General features: G+C 69.4%; 28 protein-coding genes and 1 pseudogene. 15 read left to right on the top strand and 14 right to left on the bottom strand.

Annotation, left to right across the window (positions count from 1 at the left end; genetic code table 11):
- Positions 1–291: 291 nt before the first annotated feature.
- On the top strand, positions 292–696 hold the full coding sequence (locus tag OG276_RS08490) for a peptidase inhibitor family I36 protein (RefSeq protein ID WP_266903860.1): 405 nt from the start codon (positions 292–294) through the stop codon (positions 694–696).
- Between the two features lie 307 nt (positions 697–1,003).
- Here OG276_RS08490 and OG276_RS08485 read toward each other — a convergent pair whose 3' ends face one another.
- The 6 genes from OG276_RS08485 to OG276_RS08460 all read right to left on the bottom strand — a co-directional run bounded on the left by OG276_RS08485 (position 1,004) and on the right by OG276_RS08460 (position 7,303).
- Entirely contained in the window at positions 1,004–2,401 is a 1,398-nt protein-coding gene (locus OG276_RS08485; protein ID WP_266903859.1) for a cytochrome P450, read from the bottom strand.
- Between the two features lie 150 nt (positions 2,402–2,551).
- Entirely contained in the window at positions 2,552–3,637 is a 1,086-nt protein-coding gene (locus tag OG276_RS08480) for a terpene synthase family protein (protein ID WP_266903858.1), read from the bottom strand.
- A 165-nt stretch (positions 3,638–3,802) separates the two neighbouring features.
- Complete coding sequence (locus tag OG276_RS08475) at positions 3,803–4,663, bottom strand: polyprenyl synthetase family protein (RefSeq protein ID WP_266903857.1); 861 nt, start codon at positions 4,661–4,663, stop codon at positions 3,803–3,805.
- Between the two features lie 431 nt (positions 4,664–5,094).
- Positions 5,095–5,358: a hypothetical protein gene (locus OG276_RS08470; RefSeq protein WP_266903856.1), complete on the bottom strand. Its 264-nt coding sequence runs from the start codon at positions 5,356–5,358 to the stop codon at positions 5,095–5,097.
- Positions 5,359–5,450: 92 nt separating this feature from the next.
- Positions 5,451–6,125, bottom strand: coding sequence for a response regulator transcription factor (locus OG276_RS08465; protein WP_266903855.1), 675 nt, complete (start codon positions 6,123–6,125; stop codon positions 5,451–5,453).
- Entirely contained in the window at positions 6,122–7,303 is a 1,182-nt protein-coding gene (locus tag OG276_RS08460) for a sensor histidine kinase (RefSeq protein ID WP_266903854.1), read from the bottom strand. The genes OG276_RS08465 and OG276_RS08460 overlap by 4 nt, the downstream gene beginning before the upstream one ends.
- Positions 7,304–7,527: 224 nt before the next feature.
- On the opposite strand from OG276_RS08460, the gene OG276_RS08455 reads away from it, so the two are divergent.
- Both OG276_RS08455 and OG276_RS08450 read left to right on the top strand, forming a co-directional pair.
- The gene (locus OG276_RS08455) at positions 7,528–7,779 is read left to right on the top strand and encodes a hypothetical protein (RefSeq protein WP_266903853.1); all 252 of its coding nucleotides are present in this window, start codon (positions 7,528–7,530) and stop codon (positions 7,777–7,779) included.
- An 8-nt stretch (positions 7,780–7,787) separates the two neighbouring features.
- On the top strand, positions 7,788–8,555 hold the full coding sequence (locus OG276_RS08450; RefSeq protein WP_266903852.1) for a polysaccharide deacetylase family protein: 768 nt from the start codon (positions 7,788–7,790) through the stop codon (positions 8,553–8,555).
- Between the two features lie 73 nt (positions 8,556–8,628).
- Here the strand turns inward: OG276_RS08450 and OG276_RS08445 are convergent, their stop codons facing one another.
- Complete coding sequence (locus OG276_RS08445; RefSeq protein ID WP_266903851.1) at positions 8,629–9,516, bottom strand: TauD/TfdA family dioxygenase; 888 nt, start codon at positions 9,514–9,516, stop codon at positions 8,629–8,631.
- Between the two features lie 142 nt (positions 9,517–9,658).
- Between OG276_RS08445 and OG276_RS08440 the strand changes: the two genes are divergently transcribed.
- The 4 genes from OG276_RS08440 to OG276_RS08425 all read left to right on the top strand — a co-directional run bounded on the left by OG276_RS08440 (position 9,659) and on the right by OG276_RS08425 (position 12,776).
- Positions 9,659–10,633, top strand: a complete 975-nt coding sequence (locus OG276_RS08440) for an aldo/keto reductase (protein WP_266903850.1) — start codon at positions 9,659–9,661, stop codon at positions 10,631–10,633.
- 167 nt (positions 10,634–10,800) lie between these two features.
- Positions 10,801–10,926 carry a hypothetical protein gene (locus OG276_RS08435; RefSeq protein ID WP_266903849.1) on the top strand — a complete coding sequence of 42 codons (126 nt, stop codon included), beginning with the start codon at positions 10,801–10,803 and terminating at the stop codon, positions 10,924–10,926.
- Between the two features lie 4 nt (positions 10,927–10,930).
- Positions 10,931–12,295 carry a YcaO-like family protein gene (locus OG276_RS08430; protein WP_266903848.1) on the top strand — a complete coding sequence of 455 codons (1,365 nt, stop codon included), beginning with the start codon at positions 10,931–10,933 and terminating at the stop codon, positions 12,293–12,295.
- Positions 12,296–12,605: 310 nt separating this feature from the next.
- A complete protein-coding gene (locus tag OG276_RS08425) occupies positions 12,606–12,776 on the top strand; it encodes a hypothetical protein (RefSeq protein ID WP_266903847.1) in 171 nt (56 codons plus the stop codon).
- A gap of 188 nt (positions 12,777–12,964) precedes the next feature.
- Here OG276_RS08425 and OG276_RS08420 read toward each other — a convergent pair.
- Positions 12,965–13,151 (bottom strand): annotated as a pseudogene (locus OG276_RS08420) (SAM-dependent methyltransferase); the annotation flags it as partial.
- Positions 13,152–13,251: 100 nt separating this feature from the next.
- On the opposite strand from OG276_RS08420, the gene OG276_RS08415 reads away from it, so the two are divergent.
- The 3 genes from OG276_RS08415 (at position 13,252) to OG276_RS08405 (ending at position 16,570) form a co-directional block, all read left to right on the top strand.
- Positions 13,252–14,541, top strand: coding sequence for a DUF6236 family protein (locus OG276_RS08415; protein WP_266903846.1), 1,290 nt, complete (start codon positions 13,252–13,254; stop codon positions 14,539–14,541).
- Between the two features lie 679 nt (positions 14,542–15,220).
- Positions 15,221–15,757, top strand: a complete 537-nt coding sequence (locus tag OG276_RS08410; protein ID WP_266903845.1) for a hypothetical protein — start codon at positions 15,221–15,223, stop codon at positions 15,755–15,757.
- A gap of 111 nt (positions 15,758–15,868) precedes the next feature.
- Entirely contained in the window at positions 15,869–16,570 is a 702-nt protein-coding gene (locus tag OG276_RS08405; RefSeq protein WP_266903844.1) for a class F sortase, read from the top strand.
- A 105-nt stretch (positions 16,571–16,675) separates the two neighbouring features.
- Here the strand turns inward: OG276_RS08405 and OG276_RS08400 are convergent, their stop codons facing one another.
- Complete coding sequence (locus OG276_RS08400) at positions 16,676–17,323, bottom strand: carbohydrate-binding module family 14 protein (protein WP_266903843.1); 648 nt, start codon at positions 17,321–17,323, stop codon at positions 16,676–16,678.
- 835 nt (positions 17,324–18,158) lie between these two features.
- Entirely contained in the window at positions 18,159–19,607 is a 1,449-nt protein-coding gene (locus OG276_RS08395) for a hypothetical protein (protein WP_266903842.1), read from the bottom strand.
- Positions 19,608–20,144: 537 nt separating this feature from the next.
- Between OG276_RS08395 and OG276_RS08390 the strand changes: the two genes are divergently transcribed.
- The 3 genes from OG276_RS08390 to OG276_RS08380 all read left to right on the top strand — a co-directional run bounded on the left by OG276_RS08390 (position 20,145) and on the right by OG276_RS08380 (position 22,055).
- On the top strand, positions 20,145–20,537 hold the full coding sequence (locus OG276_RS08390; RefSeq protein ID WP_266903841.1) for a hypothetical protein: 393 nt from the start codon (positions 20,145–20,147) through the stop codon (positions 20,535–20,537).
- A 124-nt stretch (positions 20,538–20,661) separates the two neighbouring features.
- A complete protein-coding gene (locus OG276_RS08385; RefSeq protein WP_266903840.1) occupies positions 20,662–21,792 on the top strand; it encodes a sulfite exporter TauE/SafE family protein in 1,131 nt (376 codons plus the stop codon).
- Positions 21,792–22,055, top strand: a complete 264-nt coding sequence (locus OG276_RS08380; protein ID WP_266903839.1) for a heavy-metal-associated domain-containing protein — start codon at positions 21,792–21,794, stop codon at positions 22,053–22,055. The genes OG276_RS08385 and OG276_RS08380 overlap by 1 nt, the downstream gene beginning before the upstream one ends.
- A gap of 75 nt (positions 22,056–22,130) precedes the next feature.
- Here OG276_RS08380 and OG276_RS08375 read toward each other — a convergent pair whose 3' ends face one another.
- The 3 genes from OG276_RS08375 to OG276_RS08365 all read right to left on the bottom strand — a co-directional run bounded on the left by OG276_RS08375 (position 22,131) and on the right by OG276_RS08365 (position 24,061).
- Complete coding sequence (locus OG276_RS08375; protein WP_266903838.1) at positions 22,131–22,862, bottom strand: hypothetical protein; 732 nt, start codon at positions 22,860–22,862, stop codon at positions 22,131–22,133.
- A gap of 106 nt (positions 22,863–22,968) precedes the next feature.
- Complete coding sequence (locus tag OG276_RS08370) at positions 22,969–23,412, bottom strand: hypothetical protein (protein ID WP_266903837.1); 444 nt, start codon at positions 23,410–23,412, stop codon at positions 22,969–22,971.
- Positions 23,413–23,491: 79 nt separating this feature from the next.
- A complete protein-coding gene (locus OG276_RS08365) occupies positions 23,492–24,061 on the bottom strand; it encodes a TetR/AcrR family transcriptional regulator (RefSeq protein ID WP_266903836.1) in 570 nt (189 codons plus the stop codon).
- 80 nt (positions 24,062–24,141) lie between these two features.
- On the opposite strand from OG276_RS08365, the gene OG276_RS08360 reads away from it, so the two are divergent.
- Both OG276_RS08360 and OG276_RS08355 read left to right on the top strand, forming a co-directional pair.
- On the top strand, positions 24,142–24,288 hold the full coding sequence (locus OG276_RS08360) for a hypothetical protein (protein ID WP_266903835.1): 147 nt from the start codon (positions 24,142–24,144) through the stop codon (positions 24,286–24,288).
- Positions 24,285–24,812, top strand: coding sequence for a hypothetical protein (locus OG276_RS08355; protein WP_266903834.1), 528 nt, complete (start codon positions 24,285–24,287; stop codon positions 24,810–24,812). The genes OG276_RS08360 and OG276_RS08355 overlap by 4 nt, the downstream gene beginning before the upstream one ends.
- A 15-nt stretch (positions 24,813–24,827) precedes the next feature.
- On the opposite strand, the gene OG276_RS08350 is transcribed toward OG276_RS08355, so the two are convergent.
- A complete protein-coding gene (locus tag OG276_RS08350; protein ID WP_266903833.1) occupies positions 24,828–25,238 on the bottom strand; it encodes a four-helix bundle copper-binding protein in 411 nt (136 codons plus the stop codon).
- Positions 25,239–25,350: the final 112 nt, after the last annotated feature.

Here is a 25,350-nt window from a genome sequence, read left to right as displayed (position 1 = left end):
GCCGGCATTTGCATCGCTACCGGTTGTCGAAGGGGCGATCTCGGCGCCCGAGGCGGTTACCGCCTGGTCCGCCACCACCGCCTTGGGGCGTGAGGCGTGGGGCACTGGCGAATCGCTGTTCTGCCGCGGTGACCTTCTGGACGGGGTGGCGTTGATCATGCGATTCGCGCTCACCACTTTCGGAGGTATCGGAGCATGCACATCGACCGCGTACGAGGGCTCCTGGTCGTCGCCGGCTTACTCATCGCTTTGGCGCCAGTGTTGCCCGGCGGGCCTGTCGCTGCCGCAGAGGTGCAACCCGACACCTTCTACGTCCAGGGCGGCCACGGGTACGAGGCATGCCCGGACGGATACCTGTGCATCTACGACGACGTGCAGTGGAACACCAAGGGAGGGTTCCCCAGTAAGGAGCCCAAGTCCGCCACCGGCGGATCGATGTGGGCGACCAAGGTCAGCGACCCCAATCTCAACGGCATGAGCGACCGCGCCTCCTCCCTCATCAACAACACCGGCCGCCGGGTCACGATCTACCAGGACCACAAATTCAGCGGGCACAGCTTCACCACCACGGCTCGCCGCCGCACCGCCTACGGCACCCTGGGCCAGGCACCCGCCGGAAAGGCCGACCAGGTCCCGTACGGGCCAGAGGCCACCTTCAACTGGAACGACCAGATCACCTCGGTGAAGATCAACTGACCTTCCTGGCGTGCGGCCGACGCAGAGGCCGACAGCAGTAGGCACGCGTCGGGTTCAGGAGGCGGGGAGTGCCTGGTGGAGTGTGCCGGTGACGATCAACCGCCGCGCACCGCAACCTTTGATCAGGAGCTTCTTGTCTGCGCGACCCGGACGAGCTGATCGCTGCCATCGCGACCGAGGCCCTGGCCGCCGTACGGGGCGCGGTCGAGCGGGCCGCCGAGGAGCGCCCGCCGCCGCTGTCCTGGTACGTCACCTCCTGGGTTTCGCGTACGGCAGCGCGGCCCGAGGAGCCGAGGCTGAGCGGGGTTCAGATGGACCGTGCCTCGGCGATCATGGGGAGCCGGTTCGGGTGGACATCACCGCGGGCGACTTCGCGGACGCGCACGCCGGGGGTGGGGCGCAGGCGCCAGTGTCGGCAGATGACCGCGAGCGCGATCGTCATCTCGGTGAAGGCGAGGGAGTCACCGATGCATTTGTGGGCTCCGGCGGAAAACGGGATGAAGGCCCCCTTGGGAACCTGTCGGGCCCGTTCGGGGAGCCAGCGGTCGGGATCGAACCGCTCGGGGTCGGGGAACCAGCGGGGGTCGCGGTGGAGGGCGTAGGCGCTGTAGAGGATCTCCGCCCCGGCTGGCAGGGTGGTGTCTGCGAGCCGGACCGTGGTGCGGGTGCGGCGCATGACCAGCCAGAGGGCGTGTAGGCGCAGGGTTTCGGTGATGACGCGGCCGGTGTATTGCAGGGCGGGCAGGTCCTCGTACAGGGGCGGTCGGCTGCCCAGGACCGTGTCGAGTTCCGCGTGGACGCGCTGCTCGATCTCGGGGTGTCGTCCGAGTTCGTGGAAGAGCCAGGCGAGGCTCGCGCCGGTGGTCTCGACTCCGGCGAGGCCGAACCCGATCAGCTGGTCGCGGATCTGCTGGTCGGACAGGGCTTGCCCGTCATGGTCGCGCGTGCTCAGGAGCATGGAGAGCACATCTCCGTGGTCGCGGCCTTCGGCGCGGTAGGCGTGGACGGCCTCGTCGATGGACGCGCCCATGTCATGGACGGACCGGTCGAAGCGGCGGTTGGCGGGGGTGGGAAGTTTCGTCCACCACTCGGGCATGAGAGTGCGGGTGATGAGGCCTTGGGCCAGCACCGGCAGAGCGCGTTCGATCTGGGTGGCGGCGCGGGCTCCCGCGTCGGCGGCGAAGAGGGTCTTGGTGAGCATGGTCAGGGACAGCTCGTTCATGGAGCGGTCCACGGCCACGGTCTGCCCCGGCGACCATGAGGCGCTGATGCGCTCCGCGGCCTGCCGCAGCATGGGGATGGAGGCGGCGATCCGGTCCCGATGGAAGGCCGGTTGGAGCAGGCGCCGCTGACGGCGGTGCTCCGTGCCGGAATGGGCGAGCAGGCCATCGCCGAGAAAGGGGCCGGCCTTCTCGAAGATCCGGCCCCGCGCGTAGTCGCGTGCGTCCTCCACGAGGACCTGGTGGACCAGGGCCGGGTGGGTGAGCGCGTACACGGGCAGGGGCCCGAGCCGCAGTCGCACCACGTCGCCGTGCGCGGCCAGCGAGGTCACGAACCGCAAGGGGTTGCGGATCAGGGAAGGCACATGGCCCGCCAGCGGCCAGGCGCCCGGAGCGTGAGGGGCGGGCGCGCCCGTGACGACGCCGTTTCCCCCCTTGTTCGCGGATCCGGGGGCGGGTGTCGCCTGTGGGGGCTTCAGGGGCACAGTCCTCTTCCTTCGGCGTGATTGCGAAGTTTGCGGGCGACGCGGCAGCCCTTGATCTCAGTCCGTGGTGCCGTCCGTACGAGCGGATGAATACGCGGCTGGGGGTATCCGGCTGCGGCCAGTCGTCTCCGCCTCCGCCATCTCGCCCGGTCAGACCGGTGCTCCTCCAGGATGGATGCGCTCGTTGGGGAGCAGGTCGGCAAGGTAGGCGGGGTTGGCGCCGGGAGCGCCGCGATCGATGTCGTCGAGAGCTGTGGTGTAGCGCAGGTAGCGGTTGTGGGTGATCTCGTGCCATTTCATGCAGCCGCCCAGCGCCAGCAGGACACCGTCGAACCAGCGTTGGACGCCGTCGCGTTCGGTGTCGTCGAGGCGGAAGATGTCCATCATCCCGGGGAGTTCCCGCTGCGCTCGGAAGATCTTCTCGTTCAGGCCGGTGGCCATGCCGTAGGCGGTGTCGACAGCCTCTTGCAGACTGCACCCATTCTGGTTCTGAAGGATGTACACCAGGTTGTTGACGTGGTGCTGGTTGCTCTCCTTGACCAGCGAGACCACGTCGTTCTGCCAGTTGATGATGTTCGCGGCGTCGAAGAGGAAGTCGTTCATCCATACCGATTCACGCAGCCGGTAGGGAAGGGAGACGTTCTCGGCGAGTTCGACGACGTCGTAGACGGGGACGACGCAGCCGCTGTGGACGCGCATGTGGATGTACTCCCGCAGGGTGGGGAACCTGCGTGCGGAGCGGTTCTCGGTTTCCCAGATGTAGGCCAGCATGAACTGGCTGATGCCGCGCCCCAGGCGCCGCATGCTGTCGGGGCCCAGGCGTATGCCGAACCCTTGGACGACGTCGGCGAGGCCTTGGTAGGGCGCTGGGGAGCCGGCGGGAGCGGGGGCGCCGTAGAGGATCGGGATGATCCCGGAGGCGATGGTTTTGGCCTTGGCGACGTCCAGGCCGGTCTGGCCGTCGTCGAACTGGTCGTCGAAGATCCAGAACCAGCCCATCATGTTGGTCAGGAGGATCAGGTCCTCCAAGGAGGCGGTGGGGTAGAACCAGGCGTTCCCCTCCACGTTGCGTGCCTTGCGGTAGTGCTCCATTGCCTTGGTTGTCGGGGCCAGAGCGAACCGGTCCATCCACTCCAGGTGCGCGGCCTCGACCTGGTCCACCACGGGGTTCTGCCGGTGGGGGAAGGGGATGTGCCAGGTGGGCCAGACCAGGCCGTTCAGGGAAGGTGCGTCCATCGTCCACTCCTCATGCGTCGTCGGTGTTCTTCGGTGACCGTGGGTACCTTCGCGGGGCCCTGGGGGCGCTGACGCATCGGTCGTGTCGGGTGTCGATGCTCTGGCCTGGGCGGATTACGCGGTCGGCGCCGCGAGGTGACGGCCGTGCTCGGCGTTCAGGCGGGCTCAGTGGTCCCGGCCGGTGATCATGAGGGTGAGTGCGCTCAGGTCGTCGTACGCGGTCCGGGTCAGGTCTGCGGCTTCCAGGCCGGCGATGGCCTCGGTGAGGCGGCGGCCCGCTTCGCACTCCGCCCAGGCGCGGCCTCCTGCCGCCTCCACCAGCTCCGCGACGCGCATCAGCTCCGCGTCTGTGAGCACGGCGGGGGAGTGGTAGAGACCGGCCAGCTCCCTGGCGGCCTGCCCGGGGGCGGCGAGCGCGGCCACGACCGGCAGCGACTTCTTGCGGGACCTCAGGTCGGACAGGTACGGCTTCCCGGTGATCTGGGGGTCGCCCCAGATTCCCAGGATGTCGTCGGTCAGCTGGAAGGCCGCCCCCAGATGGCGGCCGAAGCTGCGCAGGTGACCCACCCTGGCCTCGTCGGCACCGCCGGCCAGGGCTCCGAGCGCGCAGGACAGGGCGATCAGCGAGCCCGTCTTCGCTTCCGCCGTGGCCACCGACTCCTGCAGGGTGACCGCCTCGCGGTTCTCGGCCGTGCTGTCGGCGAACTCGCCTGCGATGAGCTCTTGGACGGCATCGTCCAGCCACGCGCGGCCCGTCATGCCCGCGTGGCCGGGAGCGTCCGCCAGGATTCGCCCGGCCAGGGACAGCAGGGCGTCCCCGGTCAGGATCGCGGCCGGGAGTCCGAACACCGACCAGACGGTGGGGCGGTGACGCCGCAGGGCATCTCGGTCGATGACGTCATCGTGAATCAGGGACATGTTGTGGACGAGCTCCACCGTGACGGCCGCCCGCAGGGCCTGCTCCGGCCTGCCACCGACCCCCTCGCAGGCAAGTAGCACCAGCGCGGGACGAAGGAACTTCCCCACCCCGCCCGAACTCGGCCTGCCGCGCTCGTCCCTCCAACCGAAGTGGTACGCAGCTACGTTCCGTGCAGGCGCCGGGAGACTCCCGACCGCCGCGCGCAGCTCCGGATCCACCAGAGCCCGGGCCTTGAGCAGCACGTGCCGGGCATCGCGGCTCCGTGGGGCCTTCACTGGTATCGGTAACACCGGCACCTGCCTTCGCGACGGTCGACCCGGGGCCGACGGTGTTCTCCGAGCTGTCGCCGTGGCCGCTGCCGGCCGGCGCCCGGGGTGCCCTTCCAGCACCCTCGACGCTGAGACCGCCACAACGCTGCGGATCATGTCCGAGCCCAGGGTGGGGCCAGGTCGTCGCCTTCGGCTAGATCGTTTAGAGCCTTCCTGCGGCTGGGAACCCCGCTGTCCAGGCGCAACCCGCGTGCCAGGCTGCCCGTGGACTAGGCGCCGATGAACTGCGCGTAGTCGCAGGTAAGCCGGTTGTCGTTGAAGAGCAACCCGTAGGAGCAGCGCCGTGAGCTGTTCCCCCGTGGGGCGGCGGGTCCGTCACTCGGAGCGCTACGGGTGAGGGGCACGTCCCGCACGGTCGGCGGGGTTGGTTCAGCGGCCATGGCGGGTGAAGCCGCCCCCATGGCCGCCGTAGCCGTGAGCAGTGATGCGACAAGGACCTTCTTGAGCATGAGGAGCTCCTCCGGAGATGACATTCCGGGTATCCAACGGATCAAGGTCACGAGAGTCACCATCGGGCGTCGAAGGCGGCCATGGTTCGGCACCTTGCCCGTTCTTTGCGGGTGGTTCAGGTCCGGCCGGAGCGGTAGACGAGCAGGGCGATCTGGACCCTGTTGTTCAGGTCGAGTTTTGCCAGGATGTGTGAGATGTGGGATTTGACGGTGGGGATGCTCATGTAGAGGTCCGACGCGATCTCGGCGTTGGTCCTGCCCTGGCTGACGGCGAGGGCGACTTCGAGTTCGCGGTCGCCGAGCAGACCCAGTTGCTCCTGCGCGTCGGGGGAGGGAACCGCCGCCGACGCGGGTGCGTCCGTGGGGCCGGGGGGCGCCGTGACGGTGCCGATGAGTTGGCTGAGGGCTTCGGGTGACATGACGGGCTCTCCGGCGGCGGCCTGCCGCACCGCCTCGATGATCCGGTCCGGGCGGGTGTGCTTGAGCAGGAACCCCGCGGCGCCGGCCTGCAGGGCACGCAGGACGTAGCCATCGGTGGAGAAGGTCGTCAGCATCACGATCTCGGGGGCGCCGGGGCGTGCGCGCAGGAGGCGGGCGGCTTCCAGGCCGTCGACGCCCGGCATGCGGATGTCCATCAGGACGAGGTCGGGGCCGTGGCGGTCCACCAGCGATTCGACCTCGCTGCCGTCGGCCGCCTCGGCGACGATCTCGATATCGGGAGCGGAGGCGAGCATCATGCGCAGGCCGGCACGGACTAGGGCGTCGTCATCGACGAGCAGGACGCGGATCATGCCGGCCACGGCAGCTGTGCCCGGACATGGTGGGTTTCCCCGTGGGGGCCGTACGTGAGGTCGCCGCCCACGAGAGCGGCTCGTTCGCTCAGGCCGATCAGTCCGGATCCGCTGCCCGGCAGGTTGGGCCCCTCCCCGGCGGGGACCGTGTTGGTGACCTCCAGGCTCAGGCCCGCGCCCGGGGCGCCGCGCAGGGCGATCCGTACGTCGTGTCCGGGTGCGTGTTTGTGCGCGTTGGTGAGGGCCTCTTGCACGATCCGGTAGGCCGTCCGTCCGGTGGTTGGAGGGATCTGTGACCGGTGGAGGACCTCATCGGTCAGGTCGATGCGCATGCCGGCCGTCCTGGACTCCTCCAGGAGAGGCGCGATGTCGCCCAGGGTGGGCTGCGGAGGTTCGGGTCGGGCGCCCTCGGCCTGGAGTGGGGTGCGTAGGACGCCGAGAACCTGTTGGAGGTCTTCCATGGCCTGGTGTGCGCTGGAGCGGATGACGCCGACGGCCTGGGCGACCTGCTCGGGCGGTGCGCCGGGATTCACCTCCAGGGCTCCGGCGTGCACGCTGAGCAGGGACAGCCGGTGGGCGAGCACGTCGTGCATCTCCCGGGCCAGCGATTCGCGCTCGCGCTGGCGGATCTGCTCGGCACGCAGGACGGCCTGTGCCCTGGCCTGCTTGCCGCGGTCGTGAAGGCCGCGCAGGAACAGTCCCCAGCCCACGGCGCCGCCGACCAGCACGCCGCCGGTCAGTGCGGTGGCCAGCGAGGCCGAGGAGAGGGACGGCTGCAGGGCCAGGTACAGCGGCAGCGGGAGTAGGGCCACAGCCGTGACGGCGCAGGTGGTCCGGATAGAACGCATCGAGGCGACGGTGAACAGAGCGGCCAGGGCCGCGGGGATGAGCGGCGTCATCGTGGCCAGGATGGTGAGGGCGACCGCGACGGCCACTGGCCGGCGCCTGCGTCCCAAGAGCAGCGCGCTGCCGACGAGCGGAACCATGCCGTAGTGCACGAGGGCTGCGAGGTATATGGGCAGCCTGCCCGTCCCCGGGATCGAGAGGGGAAGGGACGACAGCCTCGGGTACACCGACAACCCGCGCGCCTCGGCGAAGCCGACGGTCACGCACAGCGCGGCGCTTCCGGCCGCGACAAGCAGTTCGGTGCTCCGGCGCCTGGCGGCGGGCTCCGTCATTCCCCATTCCATAACGGTCAAGAGTACGGCGTTGGAGACCGGCCGGAGGGCGGTGATCACTTATGCGCGCTGTCCGCGCGCATCTCTATACCAAGGTGTATGCCCTTGCCCGGGACTCATCCTTTCGTCACTCACGCATCGCCGACTTTCTGCCGAAGAAACCGAACTGCCGTGCTTCCTAGTGTGTTTCCCATCGGCCTGACCCCTCCTGCAAGGAAACACACGTGACGAACCGCACCGCCCCCGCAGTCCGCCCCATGCTCGCCGCCCTGGCCCTCATCTTCGGCATCCTCGCCGTCGCCGCGGGCCTGCCACTTGCCGCCCGCTTCACCGGCCTGCTGTCGGATCTCCTCTTCGCCGACCTCTTCTACGGCCCGGTCCTGAGTCAACTGATCCTCCTCGTGGCCGGCCTCACCGCCTTCGGCTTCGCCGTTCACTACACCCTGCGCCCCCTCGCAGACGCCGGTAACCGGTGATCATCAGCATGAACCGCACCACCCGAACGCCGAAGACCGCCGTTTTGCTCCTCACAGCCGTTATCGCGGCGGCCCTGACGGCTTGCAGCACCCTCACCGGGGTCACCTCACCCGCCGCCGCTCGTAACAAGTCAGCCGTCGCGGACGATGCGGCCGCTACCCCGGTGGACTGCCGCACCGCGAAATGCGTGGCCCTCACCTTCGACGGTGGCCCCAGCGCCCCGACGCCCGCACTCCTGGACATCCTGAAACAGGAAACCGTTCCGGCGACTTTCTTCCTCCAAGGGAAAGGGCACACCGATACCTATCCCGACACCGTGCACCGCATGGCCGAGGAGGGCCACGAGATAGCGAATCACACGTGGTCGCACAAGAATCTCACCGAACTCACCCCGGACGAGATACGCGCGGAAATAGAACCGGTCCAGGAGGACATACAGAAGGCCACCGGCCGCACGCCCAACCTCATGCGGCCACCTGGCGGCGCCACCAACGACGACGTGTCCAAGGTCATGAAAGACCTGGGCCTGGCCCAGATCCTCTGGAGCGTCACCGCGAAGGACTACCAGACCACCGACACGGCCCTGATCAAGAAGCGCGTCCTCGACCAGACGAAACGTGACGGGATCATCCTCCTCCACGAGCGGTACGCCGGAACCACCCCCGCGGTCCAGGACGTCATCCCCGCACTCCGTGCACAGGGCTACACCTTCGTGACCGTCTCCCAGCTCCTCGCACCTGCCCAACCCGAGGCGGGCAAGGTCTACCGCCCGTGACGCCCCCGGGGGACCCGTCTCATGCCCCCCGTGACGTCTTCAGCCGGCCGCCGACTGAACGCCCTGCGGTCCGTCAAGCGTTCGGCGGGGTGCCGTGTTGCTTGAGCATGATGCGCACCAGGCAGCGTCGACGGGCGGGCTCCGGGTGGTCTTGGTAGGTCGTGCGGCCGTGCAGGATGCGCCGGTCGTCGATGACCAGGCAGTCGCCTTCGTCAAGCTCGATGGTGATAGCTAGGTCGGGGCGTGCCAGGACCTGCGTGAGGGCGTCTAGTGCGGCGCGGCGGTCCGGGGGAAGACGGTCGCCGGTGAGTTCGGAGGCGGTCCGCATGCGCGTCGTGTTGCACCGCAGGCGCAGCCGGCCATCCATCTGCTCGAAGACGGGCCCGTGTACGACGGGGTTTTGGCCTGGTGGTGTCACATGGCGCCGGTCGAAGGCGAAGGGGGAGTGGAGCAGCCCGAGTTCACGCGGGTGCTGCTCGCTCAGTATGTGGTGGACGGTCAGGCCGTCCACCAGGACGGACGCGCCTCCCCGCAGGGCCCTGCGATGGGCCAGCAGCGCGATGAAGTCCGGTTCGTGGCCGAACGGCGTCACGGCGCGGTCGTTGTGGAGCTGAAGGTAGCCCCGCGATTTCGACGTGTACGCCGTCTCGTGGAATCTGCGGTCGTCGGTGTACGCCGAGACGCCCTCGTCCTGGACCAGCCAGCCCAGGGTCCGGTCCGTGTCCCTTCCCTGGGGGAGGAGCTCCCCCAGGGGGCTCAGCATCGACTCACCCAGCCTCTGGGCGTCGGCCGTGGTCCCCTCCTGGACGGGGACACCCGTCACGAGCGCGAAGCCCGCCCCGTGCAGCAGCCGGTCACGCAGTTGTCCGGCCAGCCTCGGGTGATCGGGATCGTAGGCGAGGCTGAAAGCCGCGCTGCCCGTGAAGCTGCGACGCTGCCAGCCGGTCGCGTACTCGTTCACAGGGCACGGCCCCTTCCCTGGTCCCGGATCCGTGCTGTGATCGTAGGAGACCCCGGAGGGCTTGCAGAAGGCCCGAACAAGCCCTCTGCTGCTGGTTCTTGGACGCCTAGGCTGAGGCCGGGCACGGGAGTGGGGAGGGCGGATGCTGTCGCGGAGGCTGGGCCGGAACGGTCCGCAGGTGTCGGCACTGGGTCTGGGGTGCATGGGGATGTCGGACTTCTACGGACCGTCCGACGAAGCAGAGTCGAGAGTCACGATCAGCGAGGCCCTCGACTGTGGCGTCACCTTCCTCGACACCGCCGACATGTACGGGCCGCATACCAACGAAGAGCTCGTCGGTCGTGCCATCGCCGGGCGTCGCCACGAGGTCTTTCTCGCCACCAAGTTCGGTGTCGTACGCGGCGCCGACGCGCGTGCCCGCAGGGTCGACTCCACACCGGCGTACGCCAAGCGCGCCTGCGAGGCGTCGCTGAAGCGGCTGGGCGTCGACCATCTCGACCTGTTCTATCTGCACCGGCGTGACCCCGGCGTCCCGATCGAGGACACCGTCGGCGCGATGGCCGAACTCGTCCATGAGGGCAAGGTGCGCTTCCTCGGTCTCTCGGAGGTGAGCGCCGAGACGCTGCGCCGGGCCTGTGTGCAGGCGCCGATCGCGGCCTTGCAGAGCGAGTACTCACTGTGGACCCGCGGCCTGGAGAAGGAGATCCTGCCCGCGGCCCGCGAACTCGGTGTTGCCCTCGTGGCCTATTGTCCGCTCGGCCGGGGCCTCCTGACAGGCGAGATGGCAGGGGTGGACGGGCTGTCCGACGACGACGTGAGACGTGACCAGCCGCGCTTTCGGGGTGCCAACCTCACCGCCAACCTCGCCGTCGTCGAGAGCGTACGTGCCCTCGCTTCGCAGGTCGGGTGCACGCCGGCGCAACTGGTACTCGCCTGGCTCCTCGCGCAGGGCGACTCCGTGGTTCCCATCCCGGGCATGCGAAGGATTGGTCACCTGCGGGAGAACATCGGTGCGCTGGATGTGCGGCTGTCGGCCGACCAGTTGTGGACAATCACCAGAGCGGTCGGTGAAGCCGTCGGTCCCCGAGCACCCGACGTTACCCGGCTTGAGCAGTAGGCAGGGCGCCTGGGGGCACGTTCGCGGGGCCGGGATCGCGCCGTCCTCCTTCGGGGGGCGGATGCGCCCCCGTGCGCCCTGCCTGCCCGCCCGGTGCCCGATTACCTTCTGGCAGGGCGGCGGACCCGCAGCCCTTTGGCCAGTGACGGAAACGGAAGGTGAAGACCATGGGAGCGAGCGTCGGAGACATGGGCATCGTCCAGCCGATGGAGACCCAACTGTCGGAGGCCGAGGCGGTCCTCGCCGCCGAGCTGGGCCTCGATGACAAGGGAGACCAGGGCGGGCAGGCCTGACCGCATGACGCCAGGTGGGTACGAGAGCGCGCGGCCGGCCCCCGGCCGGACCGCAACCACCCCTCACGTACCTGCCGGGCCGGCCGGCGAGCTGACCCCTTCGCTCAAGCAGGCCACCGCCGTGGTGCTCCGTGCGGCCGAGGTCCTCGGGCTCTTCCCGCAGTGGACGGACCACGCGGCGGGTCAGCACCCGACCACCGTTTCGTGCCAGCTCCTCGACAGGCAGGGGAACGTGGTGCCCGATGCGGTCGGGCACGCAGCCGGAAGCGCTGCACGGGCCGGACTGGGCGCCGTGTGCGAGGCGTTGGAACGCCATCTGGCGGGTCCGGCCGGCTTCGATCCGGCTCGGACCCGGCTGCGGTACGCGGGAGAACTCGCCCGAGGGGCCTTGGCCGCCGAGGCCAGCGCTCTGCTCCTGGCCGCGGCTCCGGAGCAGAGACTCGCCTGCTGGACGTACGAGCCACTCGCGGAGGTCCATGAATTGGACGTCCCCGTCTATCTTTCGTCCCCTTGGTACGCGGACTCGGAGCAAGGCCCGGCCCTCAGGGAGCGGGCCGGCGACCAGGGCGACTACCGCGCGCTGTCCCGGTACGCGGTGAACTCCGGCTACGGCCTCGGCCTTTCCCTCACTGACGCCACGCTGCACGCCCTGTACGAGACCGTCGAGCGCGACGCCTGCTCGCTCCTGCTTGCACACGCCTTCCTCGGCAGCGGCCACCACCTCGCGGAACTTGATCCCCGCACTCTGCCGCCCGACCTGGCCAGCCTCCACGCTCACGTCGAGGAAAGCGCGGGGCACCGCGTACACCTGCTGGACGCGACCACGGACCTCGATATCCCCACCGTCGTCGCCTACAGCCCTCCCACCCCCGAGTCACCGTACTTCCGTGGCCAAGGTGCCTCCTTGAGCATGCGCCAGGCTGTTCACCGGGCCCTCACCGAACTCCTGGAATCAGTGCAGGTCCGGGCCCTGGCCCCTGGGGACACCCTCGACCGGCAGGCCGACCTGCGCGCCCTGCACAGCTACCCACAGCTCCACGCGTGCGGGCGGTTCGACCTGACCGGTCAGCTGAGCCGTGCCGAGCTCGTCCCCTTCGCGGACCGCCGGCAGCCGCCCGGAGGGCCGCAGCACCGACTGGACCAAGTACTCTCCCTGCTCGCCGCCGGGGGGTACACGGCCTACCGGCGAACGATCCGCGTCCTGCCCGGTGACATCCACGTCGCCCACGCCTTGGTCCCCGGCCTGGAGCGATTCTTTGCGGTGGTCAAGGGGGCGCTCGTGCTGCCCGGCCCCCGCGGTCGATACGCCGTCAGGCCTGCCACCCGTAGCAGGTCCGCGCGAACTGGTACCAATGCTGCGATCACCTGACACCGTCTGCCCCCGCGCGGTACCACATGGGCGCCTGCGACCACCTCGGTGACAGCAGCCGTCCCGCGGCAGACTGATCTCGCCCCGGCGGGCAGCAGCTCAGTGCGGAAGCCTCGTACGAAAGCAGGCCTGCTCGGCTAAGCCCGCGTGGAAGATTGCCGCCCTGCGGGCGCCGGGACGGTAGCGGCGGTGGTGACCACGTCGGTGGTCAGGTTCCGCGTAGTCGTGCAGCCATCCCTCAGGAGCCGTTATCCGGTGAGCGGCGGCTCGTTGGTACCAGTACCTGACAGTCCCGAATAAGGAGAGCCACATGCCCGAGATCGATGAGCACGACGCCGACGACCAGCCTGAGCTGGTCGTCCGCAGGGTCGCCGGCCCCCAGGACGATGGCCCCGGGGCGGGCGTGGATGCTGCTGACCAGGAGCCCGCGCCGGAGGCGAGGACACGCGGTGGAGGCGTGATGGACCAGGGCCAGTCGTAGCCGAAGGCCGCCGGTTGGTGCCGCCCCGCGGTAGGTGTCCCGCTGGGTGGCCCTCGTCGGTGGGGCCCACCCAGCTCCGGATCGACTGGGCCGGTGCCGGGTTCATCTGCGGGTAGGCGTTCGTCTCACCAGGCCACGGCCGTCTCAGGCGGGCTTGCGGGTTTCGATAAGGATCGGGCGGTGTGGGCGAGGAAGTACTCCACCAGCTCGAAGACGCCGGCCGGCCCCACGTGCTGGGAAAAGGCACGTGCCGATGGGTACGAGGATGCGGGCGATTTCCTCCTGCCAGGCCTTCACGGGATGGCGGCTGGTGACGCGGTCGAACGCACCGTCGGCGAGCGGCAAGGCCGGCTCGTCCTCGGCCATTGCTCCCAGTCGGGCCCCGGTATTCCCCAACAGGCCCTGGTTCGGGGCGAGATCGGTTGCGTCTCCACCATCCCTTCCGCAACACGCCCGTGCTGGCTAGCGTGATCCGATGCAGCGCATCGGGCTCTACTACCCGTACATCCACTTCCGCAGCGAGGAGTGGCTGAAAGCGGCGGCCTTGTACTGGCCGCGCATGGCACGTGTGGTCCCCGACCGGTTCGTCCCGGCCGATGCGGGTGTTGCCCTGGCGCTCAAGGACGGGCTCGACTTCGTCGTCGACGTCTCTCCTCGCGAGGCGATCGAAGCGGTGATTCCGCTGTTCAGAGAGGTGTTCAGCGTCGACTCCCACACCATGTGGCGACGCTATGCGAACAACCTGCGGGAGCGGGCCGTCAAGCAGCCGGGAAGAGTGCCCATGATGCGCTACGACGCGTATGACGGGGCAACCCGCGCCTGGCCGCAGGGAGGCGGCGATCCTGGTCTCGGACCGGACCTGGTGCCGATGCACTGGGGCGAAGTCGCCTACTGGGAAATGGAGTCCATGGGGCTGATGGTGCCCGGCATCGCCGATAACGTGGACGTCGATGGACGCCAGTCCCGTTGGGCCGCCATGGACCCCACCCTCGCCTGGATCTGGAAGCGCGTGGTCGTCGACGAACTGGCGCGCCGCACCGGGTACCTGCCCGTCACCGACCAGCCCGTCCTGCACCCGTACAGCGGCGACTGGAGCGCCCCGCGGCTGGCGGAGGTTCTCCTGGGAGAAAGCGGCCCCCAGCTCATTAGCCGTTATCGGGCCCACAACAGTGCCGCTCCCGTAACGCCCGCGACCGTGTTCGGCCAACGGCAGTTCGCGGCCGCTATCGGGCATCTGGTGGTGCGCTGCGTGGTGCCGCGCGGTCTCCAGGACATCCCGGTCGAGAAGATCATCCAGCTGCGCACCCGCCATGCCACGGAGTTCGACGCCTTCGCGGACGCGGTGGCCGCGACGGCTGAGGAGCTGCGTGTCGCGCTTGGCTCCGCCGACGATCCCGCGGCCGTTGAGGCGTATCTGCGGCTGTTGGTCCAGCAGCGGTTCACGACGCCATTGAAAGACCTCGAAGCGGCGATGAAGGGGCTCAGGATGGAGGCTGGCCATGCCGCGATCGGTTACAAGCTGGAGCTCGGCAGCGCGGCGGCCGCTTCCCTGGGCGGGTTGGCCGCAGGATCGTCCCTGCTCACCGCCGGAGCGGTCGCCTTCGGCGTGACGTCCATACGCCGTCACGTGGTTGACGCCCGCGACGCTCACCTGCGGAACTCCGCGGTCACTTGCCTCCTGCGGATCAAGTACGACCTCGAACCGCAGTCGCTCCTGCGGCGCATCCTGCGCGTCTCGGCCCGGGCTGCGGGCACCGGGATCTGACGCGGCCGGGACCTCGCTCCATGGGTGCCGTCGCGACAGCTCGGCTTGGCCGCTGACGTCGAAACCGCGGGTCCGGTGTGGCTCCGGCGACCATCGGGCCGGTGGGGTTCGCCACCTCGCCCGTCTCGACGATCTTGGCGCCTTGCGCCCGGAGTCGAACCGAGGGTGATCACGAAGAGGAAGCGCACGGGCCAAGGCGGCGGGTTCATGACGGTCGGTGAGGGGGCCGTGGGCGCATCGGCGGCCGTACTGGCCTCTGTGGCGACCGGCCGGTCACGCCGCTCGATGCCCTTCGTCGGTGTTCTGGCTCCGCGGTGCATCCGTCAGTGATCTGCTGATCCGGGCCGCCTTGGGGTAGGGGATGCCAGCGTTGCGGGGCTGCTCGGTTCCCGGGGCCGTCGGCGATTCGGGGCGGGGGCCTGGGGGGCCATTGCAGGGAGTCCCTGGCAGGGAGTCCGTCATGCGTTCGGCCGAACTTGCTGCGGTAACCCAGAGATCACCTGCTAAGCGGTCTGACCTGCACGGTCATTGGGCTTCGGGCTCTGTCGTGTCCGCGACACGCCGGACGGGTGCGCCGGTCCGGGATGCGCCGGTTGAGGGACGGCCGTGTGCTGATCCCGGGACGCGGTTCCTGCCTTACACGGGGGTGGCTCCGTGGCCGCGTCCAGGGGAGAACAACATGCGTACGTCCTCGATACTCACCGGTGGCGCCCTCGCCCTCGCGACAGGCTTCGGCCTCGCTGGCCCGGCCGCCGCTGCCGGCAGCCCGGCCGCCGCAGCCGCCTCCAACCCGGTCGTGCTCCAGCCCAACCCGGTCGCTCCGGGCGGGCAGTTCTCCGTCTTCGACGGAGGCAACTGCAAGGGCAAGGAGGGCCTGGCCACCTTCAAGACGGGCGTCACCGGCTCCAGCATCCCGACCGTCAAGCTCTCCATGCTCAAGAACGAGGTCGGCGGCGTCGGCACCGTTCCCGCGAGCACCAAGCCCGGCTCCTACGAGGTGTCCGTGGTCTGCGACGACGGCAAGGGCAACGTCGAGGGCCCGTTCACCGGCACCCTCACCGTCTCTGCGGCGCACCCCAAGGGCGCGGTGAAGACCGGCCTCGGCGGCACCCAGGACTCCGGTACGAACCTTGCGGCCGGCATCGGCGCCCTCGGTGCCGCGGCCGTCGGCGGAGTGTGGATGGCGCGCCGCCGGACGGCCTCCGGTCGGGCCTGACCGGTCTGCGGCTCAGGCCGTACGCGTATGGCGGTGTCGGATCCGGTGCCCCGAGCCCGGATCCGGCACCTCCGCGGGTCACCGACATCACACGGACAAGAGGGGGCGTACGTGCCGGACGGACGGCGTTGGGGGAACCGGACGATCGGATCCCTGACCGCACTCGCGGCGGCCGTGGGGGTCTGGCTGATCACCACCGATGACATACCGCAGCCGCCACCCCAGCCGACCCGGGCCCAAGGTCTCCTCGGCACCCAGCACCGGGTGTTCGACCAGTTGCGCGGTGAGTCGCGAGGGGGGAGCTCCGCGCCCACCCCGACGTCCACGCCCCAGCCGGCGGCCATGGCCCCGGCCGAGCCGGAACGCATCCGCGTACCCTCGCTCCGCATCGACGCCCCACTCACGGGCCTCGGCCTGGAGAGCGACGGCAGCCTCCAGGCGCCCCCGCCCGACGGCAAGAACCTCGCGGGCTGGTACGCGGGTGGTACGTCACCCGGCGCAGATGGCACGGCCGTCGTCGCCAGCCATGTGGACAACAAGCAGGGTCCCGCCGTCTTCTACCAGCTCGGAGCTCTGAAGAAGGGCGAGCGCATAGAAGTAGCACGCCGAGACGGAACCACTGCGGTCTTCACCGTCGACGCGATCGAGGTCCACGACCGCGAGGGCTTCCCCGACCAGCAGGTCTACGGCGCCACGGGACGCCCCGAACTGCGGCTCATCACCTGCGGCGGCACCTACACCAAGAAGACCGGTTACCCGGCCAACGTCGTCGTCTACGCCCACCTCACCGACACCCCGGCATCCACGCGCTGAGACCTCAGGGGTCCCGCCGTGTCGGCGGGGGACCTGGGTTGCTCCCGTCGAGGGCCACGGTGTGCGGGGGTATTGACGTACGTGCTCATTCCGCGCGGGCCGGGGTTATCCGAGGAGTTTCACGGTGCCGTTACCGGTCGATGCCTCGAAGAGACCGTCGCGGCCGGCGAAGGAGGCGGTGTAGCCGAGCAGCAGGTCCGTGACGGTACCGACCAGGCCCGAGGTGCTGTCGCAGGTGGCGACGCTGGGCGCGCCACGGGTGTTGTCGTAGTAGTTGACCGACTGAGTGGTGGCGGTGCACAGGACCTTGCCGGACTTGCTCTTGAACGTGATCGGCACTCCGATCAGTCCGGTCTTCAGGGTCGCCTTGAGGCCGACGACCTTCAGCGGGAGCTTTTGAAGGTGGGCCGGGGCGGCGGTCAGCGTGGTCGCGCCGGTGGGGGCCTGGGAGTGGACCTGATCGGGCCAGTCGCAGACCGGGCCGGGCCGGGCCCCCTCGTTGAACAGGAGCCCGTCGGGACATGTGTAGCGGGTGGGCCGGTAGGCGTTGTCGCATACCCAGAACGTGGCCGGGTCGCTGAGGTGCTGGTAGTAGCCTCCCAGCCTCTTGCAGATGTTCCGGTCGACGGGCGGCGGGACCGTGGCAGCAGCTACGGCCGCGGGGGCCGGCGCGGGCTGGGCCTGGACAGGGGCAGCCATCGTGAGCAGCGCGGCCAGGGCAGCCAGCGGTGCGAGGATGTGGATGATCTTCATGCGCGTAGTCTCGCGGCCCGGGGTGCCGGTGTCCCGGGATGACCGTTACCCGCCAGTGGCCGGTTCCCTCTCCGTCGTGCCTGCTGGCGCACACATGCCGCAACGGTGGCTGAGGGTTCCTTGGTGCCTGTGCGACGCGATGGCCATGACGGGCCATCGGGTAAGGGGCCCGATGCGGCATCAACGCAGCCGTAGGCGAGCTGGGGCTCGCCCTGAAGTCCGAGCGGAACTGGAATGCTCAGTCGCGTCGATGGCTCAGCGGTGGTGCCCAGGCCCCCCCGAGAGGACTACGGCCATGATGCAGAGCCCGCCTGCGCCTGGGCGACGGCAGACCGGTCGCTGTCAGTCGACGACTGGACGCCGTTCCGGCCGGTCCCGAGCAGCAAACCAGCGTCGCGATTCCGCACGCAGCGCCCACAACGCACACAACTCAAGCCACGAAGGCAAGATTGAAAGGCTCTGACCTGTGGTTTTCTTCCACCTGTTTTGGTTGGATCTGTTTCTGACGACCCATCATGTCGAGTGCGTCGCGATCCTTGAGCCCGTTGGAAAGGGCGTCTGACCTGCGGGTTAAGGCAGTGTGCGTTATGTGCGCTGTGGGCGTTACGGGCGATATCTTGACGCAGATTTGACGCTCGTGACGCACGTTTGACGCACGCCGTCGGCGATCTCTGACGGGCCGTCAGGCGTGGAAGGGCGCGTCCCGCAGCAGATTGTGATCTCGCTGCGGGAGGCGCCCTTTCCGGTAGTCGGCGACCGAGTCGGTCGGCGTCAGACCCGCGATCCACCTCCTTCTCTCCGATTACGCTCTGTGATAGTCAGAGGGGGCTCGCGACTAGTAGGCGGGACCGTAGGGGTTCCATCCGTGCAGGAACGGCTGCAGGTCGCTGGCGCGAGGTTCGGGAATGTCGGGCAGGCGGAGCGTCCCGTTGAGCGGGTTCAGGCGCTCCACGTGGTCGGTAGCCCAGGCGATCCATGCCTCGGCTCCGTCCCTCTCTGGCCCGGTCGCCAAGGTCTCTGCGTGGAGTCGGAGGGCGTCGACGTACTCGGCCAGGCCCGCTGCACGGCGCCATGCTTGTTCCTGGGCTTCGAGGTGCTGGACTCGGTCTGCCTCGGCGAAGTCGATCTTTGCCCGTTGCATCGCGGCTTCCCATTGCAGCCGCTTTTCCCGTGCCGCCTCCAGGTCGGCCAGTCGTTTGCGTTCGGCTGCCTCGCCTCGAAGTCCTACTTCCTGCACGATTTCGGCGAGCTGATCCTCAAGGGGGCGTGAAGTCGTATCGGCCCATTCCCCGGCCCTGTGTGGCAGCCCGCCACTGACACAGAATCTCAGGCGCTCAGCGGGGGAGTGGTCGTACCGAGGAATCCGCACCCAGGAGTGCTTCTCGGCGTCCGAGAGCTCCTTCTTCGTGGGGATGTGGTCGGTCCGGTCCTGTTCTTGCAGGATGAGGAAATCGCATCGCTGGCCCTGGGCGGTGATGGTGAAGTGGGGAGGGCCGTTTCGTCTGCGATGTGGCGCGGGTGCACTCTCGGCCGTGCCGAACGCGCTGGTAAATCCCAGCCTCTGCGTTGCGGTGAGCAATGCGTGGATGAGGCGGAGGGCTCTGCTCTGCACGGCTTTGGTCAGCGCCATGGGCTGGGGGTGCGCCTGCAGAGCTCTGACCACGGGGTGTGGAGTGGGGAGCCGTGCCGGTACGGGGACGGGTGGCAGTACGGCCAATCGCCATGCGGGGGTGTCGACGAGCCGGATTTCGTATCCGTCGCGGCACCAGCCGGCGTGCAGTTGCTTGGTTGCAGGGATCTTTCCCGACCGCCGTGCGGCGGCAACACGGACCGGCCATTTCTCGGTCTCCCGACCGGTGGCTTCGCGTTTGACGACGCGGCCGCCGGCTTCGGCGAGCTCTTCCAGGAGCTGCTCCGTGACGGTCTTGGCCTTCTTCCGCGGAAGGGAGCTCGTTCGCTGAACCGGTACGGGCGCAGCCGCCTGGCCGCTGGACTTTTTGCTCTTGGCCACGTCGGGTGGCTGGATTCCAGTCTGCGGTGCGGGAGCGGTGTCTTTGCCGCGAGGCTGTTCCGGCGGATGGGATCCGTGGTCCAGGTATTGCTGGCCGGCCTTGGTGAGGGCGACGGACCATTGCCCCTGGCGCCTGGAGACTTTGACCAGTCCGCGGCTGTGCAGGGCTTGGCAGCTGAGTTTGTGCCCGGTTCCTTCCCACACGCCGTCAGGGCAGCCTCGGGCGACCCATTGCAGCACCTGTTGCTGCCGTTCGTTGAGCTCTCGTGGCACCTGAACTCCCCACCGTGCGAATGCCTGCACAGGCATGCTCGCAGCCCCACTCCGCCTGGCGCGGGTGGAAGGGGGGTGGCCGGCGACGATGAAGATTCGGACAGACGTATGCATGGCCGCCTGTGGTGGCTAGGCTCGCAGTCGTTCGTTGGTGGCCGCCGTGGACGCTTGCCGGTCGGCCTGTGACGGGTGCTGGCCATTTCGCGATCATCCGAGTAGGAGGCCGCCGGGCGTACGACTGCCCGTACTAGCCTGGCCGTCCGGGCTGAAGTGTTCCCGTGTCTCCGGCAGGGGAAGGTGCAGGGGTATCGGTCCCCCTTGGCTGCGGCCAGGAGAGGGCTGGCGGTGAGCAGCACATGCGGTCACCGCTTTGTTATCAGGTCAACGGCCTCATCTGAGGACGCGTCGGCCAGGGTGCCAACGTCGACGTGCCTCAGCTCTCGCTCCGCCCATGCGGCGGCGCCAAGGCCATCCCCCGAGGCCGCACCTGAGCCCCTGGCCGACGAGCGGCTGCCGGCGATGGCTAGCATCATTCGCATGCTGCAGCGTCTGCCCCTGTCGCTCCGGACGTGGTCCGGGGCGCTGCTGGTGTGTGCGCTGTTCGCCTGCCTGTCAGGGCTGGCGCGTCCAGCGATGGCCATGGCGATGCCGGGGCCGATGGACATGCCCGCGCAGGTGATGGCCGTGGGGCATGCCGGGGCGGAGATTGTGGCCGAGGTACCCGGCCATGGCTCGGGCTGCCCGGTGGCTACGGAGCAGTGCGTGGCGCCGAAGGGCGTCCCGGCGCAGGACAGTCCGGCGGCTCCGGTGCCCATGGTCGAGTCGCGCCTGATGAGCTGCGCTCCCGCGCTCCTGGCGGCCCGGCCCAAGGCTCCGCCCTCGTCGGCCGACCCTCCTGATCTGTACCGGTTGTGCGTATCACGGACGTGACGGCCAGCTGCTCGTGAGGCGTGATCGTTAGCCTCGCGGGACGCCGTGATCTCTCATGTCCTCTTCGGCACGCCCGAGATCTTCCGTGTGCGCGTGTCTTCGTCGCAGAACAGGAGTACGACGAATGCCGTCGTCCGTCGCTTTGCTGATCACCGGTGCGAGCACCGGTCTCCTCGCCGGTGGTGCCTCGTGCGCCGCCGTCCAGGGGGGCCTGCTGGCCGGGGCCGTCACCCGCCGCCGCAGCCTCGCCCCGAAGCCTTTCCCCAGGGCCGCGGCCAAAGCGGCCCGCTCCGCGCGTCTCGAGCCCGAGGGTGTCGCGTCGTTGGCTCCGGTCGGGGCGTTCCTGGCCGGGAAGCTGGTCTCCCATACCCTGCTCGGCGCGCTGCTGGGCGTCTTCGGCAACGCGCTGCAGCCCAGACCCCGTACCCAGGCGGTGCTTCTGCTGGTGGCGGGGCTGCTCATGGTGCTGTTCGCGCTGGATCTGTTCGGGGTGAAGTGGGTGGGACGGCTGCTGCCGCGTACGCCCTCGTCGTTCGGGCGGCTGATGCGGCGCAGCGCGAAGACCGATTCGGGTGCCGCTCCGGCGCTGCTCGGCTTCGCGACCGTGCTGGTGCCCTGCGGGGTGACCCTGTCGATGGAACTGCTTGCCGTCACCTCGGGGTCGCCGGTGGCCGGCGCCGCGGTGATGGCCGGTTTCGTCGTCGGGACTGCGCCGCTGTTCGCCGTGCTCGGGTACCTGTTTCGGCGGAGCAGCCAGGCACTGTCGGGGAAACTGGCCGTGCTCACCGGTGTGGTGGTGCTGAGTGTGGCGGCCTGGACGATGGGCTCCGCCTTGCAGGCGGGCGGTTGGGTGTCGTTCAACACGCCCGGCAAGCAGTCGGTGGCTAACGGGCCGTTCATCGTCGAGGGTGGTGACGGAAGCGGTGATGGCAACGGCGGAACGGCGACCGGAGAAGCCGCCCCGGTACGCATCGGCGCATCCGGGGAGCAGACGGTCATCCTGACGGTGACGGACTTTTACCTCCCCACGCAGTTCACAGCGAAGGCTGGTGTGCCCACCACGCTGGTACTGCGGGGCAAGGACTCCGGCGGTTGCGCCCGCGCCTTCACCATCCCCGAGCTCGGGGTCCAGGAGATCGTCAAGCGGGACGGCGACACCGAGATCGACCTTGGTACGCGCAAGCCCGGCACCCTCCGCTTCTCCTGCGCCATGGGCATGCAGACCGGCGCCATCGAGTTCAAGAAGGACGCGTAATGAAGCTGTTCAGCCGCAAGAAGAAGACCGGGGCTGAGACCGGTGAGCAGGTGGTGCTGTTGATCGAGGGCATGCACTGCGGCAGCTGCGGTCTGCTCATCGACGACGAGCTGGAGGAACTCGCCCAGGTCCGCTCCGCCGCAACCGACGTGCGGGCCGGACGCAGCGTCGTCGTCCTGGAGGAGGGCTCCGACTCCGACACCGCTGCTCTCGTCGCGGTCGTGGAAGCAGCGGGCGAGTACACCGCGCGCCTCGCCGGCTGACCCACGGCCGTACATCGGGGGCCTCGGCAATGCGCGGTGGGTGGCGAGGACTGACCGCGCGGACAGCCTTGGCATTCAGTGGCCGGTGTGTCCGTCGTTGTGAGGCGGGATGGTGGCGGCGGGCTTGGGCTGGGTGGAGGTACCCGTTACCGGGGTGGTGGCCGGGGAGGGGCTGGTTGTGGGGGCGTGGTCATCCGCGGCGGGCTCTTCCGCGGTGCCGTGGTTGTGGCCGCCGCCGGGCGCGGTCTCGGTCTCCATGGAAGCCGCGACTTCGCGCAGTCCGAAGAAGGCGAGAGCCGCCACCGCCAGAACGGTCAGGCCCAGGGGGCTGAAGATGCGGCGGGTGGGGGTCTCGGCGTCCTTGACGACGTAGGCGGTGAAGGAGACGAGGATGCCGGCGGGTACGAGGACGGCGCCGCGGGCGGGGAAGTCGTCGAAGTGCTGGAGGCCGCCGCTGAGCATGCCGATGCCGAACGACAGCAGCAGCGAGGAGCCGATCACCACGAGCATGCGCGGCAGGCCGGGCCGCTCGCGGGTGAGGAGGAACTCGTTGAGGACGGTCGCAGCGAGGAAGACGAGCGCGCCGTAGGCGGCGATGCGGGTGTAGCGGTCGGGGTCGAGGGGGTGGTGGACGACGGCGCCGCTGATGAGGCCGGCACCGACGAAGTAGCCGACGTAGCCGAGGTAGCGGGCGGCCAGTGACCGCTTGCGGGAGGACTGGGCCTTGCGCCGGGCGGCCCTCCCGGCGGTAGGAGCCTGCGGCGGGGTCTGCGGGGTGTGGGCGTCGAGGAGCTGGGCGGATGCCATGTGTACGGGTTCCTTGGGTGCGTGCGTGGCTCATCACCCGGCCGGCCATGGTGGCAGCGGTCCGCGGCGATGAGATTCAGGGCAGAACGGGGCAAAAGGCCCGGATCTACACCTGTTGCACCACTGAACCGAGGGAACTGTGCGACGGAGGTAGACCGCAGGGCGGGATCTGGGTCCACTGCTGCGGTGTCATCGCGGCGAAGGCGGCAGTCCGCACGGCGACGGCGGTCAGGTGCGGGCCGGGCAGGTCATGGCCCTGCTGCGGGTGTGCGGTGGCGCACGCCTCCGCGGGATGCGAGTGGCCGCCGTCGGCGTCGCCGTCGTGGTGGTCGGGCCGCTGGGCCTCGTGGTGAGAGAGGTCACCGGCGCCGGCGGCCGCCAGATGGGGGACCGCCGCGGCGTCGCCGGTGACGTGCGCGGTGGCGCTGTCGGCTCCGGCTGCGTGGGTGTAGAGGAACGCGAACAGCAGCGCGGCCAGCCACAGCAGCCGCAGCGGGCCCGCCGGGCGGCGGGTCCGCGTCGTGCTGAACGCTTGGCGGGCCGTGATCACACCGTGACCCTATCCGGCGGCCGGGAGGTGCTGTCCGGCGACCCCTTTGTCGATCACACGAAGCGGTGACCTGGCGGGTTCAGGGAACCGGGCGCAGGCCGTCGAGGGTGACGGCGACCAGGCGGGTCACCGCGGCCTGGGAAGTGAGGGTGGCCGCGGCGGTCAGGGCGTGGAGGCAGTACTGGGCGAGCTCGGCGGGTGGGACGTCCGAGCGCAGGTCACCGGCTTCGGTCGCTTCGGCGATCAGGTGCTGGAGCATGCCGTGCAGGTGCCGCTCGGCGTGGGTGACGTGCTCGCCCTGATGCAGGAGGGCGGCGAGTTCTCCGCCGTGCCGCTGCCGGGCGATGCCCGCGTATGCCACCAATACCGCCGTCAGGCGTTCCATGGCCGTTCCGGTCTGGTCGCGGAGGCCAGCGAGTTGCTGGAGGTGGGCTGTGACCTGGCGTTCGTGCCAGGCCAGCAGCACTGCTTCGACGTCGGAGAAGTACTTGTAGAGGGTGGCCCGGCCGATGCCGGTCTGCTCGGCGATCTGGGACATGGTCACCGACCGCAGGCCGCCGTCGGCCACCAGTTTCGCGGTGGTGTCCAGGATCGCCTCGCGCACGGCGGCGCGGTGCGCGTCGATCGTCTCGTTCCACAGCTTGGGCACCCACCCAGGATACGGACGTCCACAGGGCATACACTCAGTTTTAGATAGAGACAGGGTGTCTCGAAAAATCGGGAGGCGTCATGGCAGGCTCACCGGACCGTCACGATGACGACGGCGAGGGGGCGCCGCGCTGGGTGAAGGTGTCCGTAGTGGTGGCCGTCGTGCTGATCGTGGTGTTCGTGGTCGTGCACCTGGCCGGCGGCGGCATGGCGGGGCACGGGTCGTGAGCCCGTTCCCGCCGCGGCTGCGCAAGCTCGCGCTCACCCTTCACGTCACCGCGTCGGTCGGCTGGCTGGGCGCGGTCGCGGCATTCCTCGCCCTCGCCGTCGCCGGGCTGGCCGCTAGCTCGCCCCAGACGGTGCGGGGCGCCTACCTCGCGATGGATGTGGTCGGCTGGTATGTGATCGTGCCGTTCAGCGCCGCCTGCCTACTGACCGGCCTGGTGCAGTCGGCCGGCACGGTGTGGGGGCTGCTGCGCTATTACTGGGTCATCGCGAAGCTCCTGATCACTGTGGTCGCGACCGTTTTGCTGCTGGTCCACATGCAGCCGGTCGGTCACCTCGCGGACGCGGCCGCACGGGCGGCCCTTGCGGGCGGTGAGATGGAGGGCATGCGTATCCAGCTGATCGCGGACGCGGCCGCGGCCCTGCTGGTGTTGCTCACGGCCGCGGCCTTGTCGGTGTTCAAGCCGCGCGGGATGACCCGCTACGGGCGCCGCCGCCAGCGCGAGCAGATCCCGCAGCCGCGCTGACTGGCCCCGGGCTGGTCAGCCGAGGGCGCCGAGGAGTTCGTTGCACGCCGTCTCGCAGGAGCGGCAGGCTTCGGCGCAGATGCGGCAGTGCTCGTGCATGTCCGCGTGCTGGCCGCATTCGTCGGCGCACGCCTTGCAGACCGTGGCGCACGCCTTCAGCATCGCGGCGGTGATGTTGGCGTCATAGCCGGTGTGGCGGGAGAGGACCGCGGCGGTGGCGGTGCAGATGTCGGCGCAGTCCATGTCTGTACGGATGCACTTGGCGAGGTCGCCGACCATGCCCTCGGACAGGCAGGCGTCCGCACAGGCGGTACACGCCTGGGCGCAGGCGATGCACTGCTCGATGCAGGCGGTGAGTTTGGCCTGGTCGATGTCGCCGAGGTCGGCCGGGTAGGTGGCGAGCATGTCCTTGACGGTGCTGGACATCGTCGGTGCCTCCGTTCCCCGCGGGGCCGGCGGACCGGGACGGCCGCCGTCGAAGCCCCCGGTACCTCCAGCCTCCGCCCCTGGACGCGACCGCGCCCGGCCGCACCGTGAG

It is taken from the genome of Streptomyces sp. NBC_00086, from assembly GCF_026343255.1.
Classification (GTDB): Bacteria; Actinomycetota; Actinomycetes; order Streptomycetales; family Streptomycetaceae; genus Streptomyces.
Note: the sequence above shows the minus strand (reverse complement) of the source record. Positions and strands in the feature narration are given on the sequence as shown.